2 protein-coding genes are annotated in these 2,538 nt (G+C 54.3%); one reads left to right on the top strand and one right to left on the bottom strand.

Going from position 1 to position 2,538, the window contains the following annotated elements:
- Positions 1-427 precede the first annotated feature (427 nt).
- On the top strand, positions 428-1,615 hold the full coding sequence (locus ACFWW2_RS02855; protein WP_393925985.1) for an IS110 family transposase: 1,188 nt from the start codon (positions 428-430) through the stop codon (positions 1,613-1,615).
- 658 nt (positions 1,616-2,273) lie between these two features.
- Here the strand turns inward: ACFWW2_RS02855 and ACFWW2_RS02850 are convergent.
- The coding region (locus ACFWW2_RS02850) for a hypothetical protein (protein ID WP_393925983.1) at positions 2,274-2,538 on the bottom strand (265 nt) is incomplete at its 5' end.

The following is a 2,538-nucleotide window of genomic DNA, read 5'->3' as shown; positions in this document are numbered from 1 at the left end:
ACCCTGTCAACACAACCTGGTCTTGAGGGTCAGCTTTTCGACACTGTGCTGTAGTAGACTGTGCACTCAGTTTCTGTTTCTCCAGTCGAGCTTCGGCCTCACCCTGCTTTTGCCTTTCTTCGAAAATGTCGATAGCGACGGGGTTGACGGCGCGTTCGGCTGCGTTGTTATCGGGCATGCTGACTTTGGCGCTTCGATTTCTGCCCCTGTCCTCCAGATGTCATGGTAGACAGGATTAGCGGGATCGGGGCGTCGGAGTGCGAAGAAGCGGGCAGGCCGATTAGACAATGAGCTGCGAGCTCGCGTTGTTATCTGGCCGCCCCTGCGACCAGCCCGTCTGCGCCGCGAGCGCGTATCCGTAGATGTCGTACACGCCCGTGCACTCCTTGTGACAACAAATGAGGAGTTCAATATGCGATCTATCGGTATGGATGTGCACCGAAGCTTTGCACAAATCGCTGTCTTTGAAGATGGGCAGATCACCCAGCGCTTTAGGATCGACATGGAGCATGATGCCATGGTGGCCTTCGGGCGAAGCCTGCAGCCAGAGGATGAAGTGATCCTTGAGGCGACCGGGAACACGTCGACAATTGTCAGATTGCTGGCACCCTTTGTGAAGCGCGTGATCATCGCCAACCCTTTGCAGGTGAAGGCAATCGCACACGCGAGGGTAAAGACTGACAAAGTCGACGCAAAGATCCTCGCGCAACTGCATGCGGCCGGTTTTTTGCCGGAGGTCTGGGCAGCTGACGATGACACGCTGCACCTTCGACGCCTTGTCTCGGAGAGAGATGCGACCGTGCGGTCAATCCGGCGTGTGAAGAGCCGTGTTCAGGCCATTCTGCATGCCAATCTTGTTCCCAAATATGCTGGGCACTTGTTTGGCAAAGGCGGGCGGAAATGGCTCACCAAAGTGCCACTTCCCAAACCAGAACGGGAACTTCTGGGACGCCATTTGGACGAGCTTGATTGGCTGACCACCAAGCTTGAAGACTTGGAAAAGGTCTTGATCCGTATCTCCCTTGACGATGATCGAACACGCAAACTGATGAGCGTGGCGGGCATCAGCTCAGTGATCGCAACCGCGGTCATCGCATCAATTGGTGACATCAGTCGCTTTCAATCGCCCGAGAAACTCGCCAGCTACTTCGGCCTGACACCGCGCGTGCGCCAGTCTGGAGAACGCGGCGCTATCCATGGGCGCATCTCAAAACAAGGGAATGCGACGGCTCGGACAATGCTGATCGAAGCAGCATGGGGCGCAGCGTCTGTTCCCGGACCTCTGCGGGCTTTCTTCTTGCGGGTCAAAGATCGCAAGGGGGCAAACGTTGCGGCCGTTGCGACAGCACGCAAAATTGCGAACCTCATCTGGCATCTCTTGACCAAGGAGGAGCCCTACCAATGGGCACGCCCCGCCTTTGTGGCGATGAAGATGCGCAAGCTGGAATTGCGGGCAGGTGCGCCAAAAGCACATGGAAAAGCAGGACCCGGTCGGGATTACTGGATCAAAGAGCTTCGGCACCGCGAAATGGAACTGGTCGCAAACGCCGAAGCTGCTTATGCAAAAATGGTCGAAGCTTGGCGAGAAAAACCACCAAAACCCAAAGAAACCTGAAAAAGGGGCTGTTCAACAACATCCGTGTCCAACTGGAGTCAATTACGGCTCAGTGCAGAAAAGCACTCTAAGGATTTTTATCACTTAACATCAAAGCCTTAGAAGGCAGAACATTTCGGGAAGTGCGTAACCCGGTCACAGAAAATACCATTACTATTCAATAACTTATTATCTTAACGTACAGTTTAGCACTGAGCCGTAATCGACCTCCAATACGGAAGTCCGCATCTTACCTGTTCAAGCGCTGCCCAGCGAACGACCGTTGCTTTCGCTCGTTCTTGGATTGTTCTGAATTTTGGCCACTTTTGCACGCTCGAGCCTGTTGGGCCTAAAGGGACCAAAAACACGAACATTCCTGTGGGACCTCGCGTACCTTTATGTCGATAGACCCGACATTGGCACCATGCGCAGTTCGATCGACGCAGACCACCGATCCAGATCGGCTATCAATTCGCTGCGTTGATGGAAGGTGATCAGGATCGTTTCCATGATATCTCCATCGGGTTTTCCTTTGGGCCTAAATTCCAGAACAACCGACTCAAGTTGATCTAAGTCACAGCTCATCACCATTGTCTCACCCCTCTGAGGCTGCCAGAAACCGTCGCAAAGACCTTTGAGCCATCAACTGGAACGGTGTGGGAACCGATTAAACTCAGCCTCAAATCTCAAACACGCCATGCTCCTGGAAGCCCTGCGCGGCGATTGCACCGAGTTCTTCCAGTCTGGCGGTACGCTCTATGCTTCGGTTGCGTGATATCCAGTCCCATGCAGCCAGCCGTCCTCGATAAAGGGCATTGATTGGTGCAGCGATCGTTCGCGCATTACGAAATGAGCGGACCTCGCTCAAGCGGGCGCGGCGCCTGATCCTGAGCAGGAACGGCCCGGTGACGGCAATGTGTGTATACCCTTGGAGCTTGAGAAGG

Origin of the sequence: Yoonia sp. R2-816 (assembly GCF_046762905.1) — a bacterium.
Lineage (GTDB): Bacteria > Pseudomonadota > Alphaproteobacteria > Rhodobacterales > Rhodobacteraceae > Yoonia.
Note: the sequence above shows the minus strand (reverse complement) of the source record. Positions and strands in the feature narration are given on the sequence as shown.

Excerpts from the sequence above, each read along its gene's own strand:
- ACFWW2_RS02855 (WP_393925985.1), top strand. The coding sequence starts at position 428 with ATGGATGTGCACCGAAGCTTTGCACAAATCGCTGTCTTTGAAGATGGG.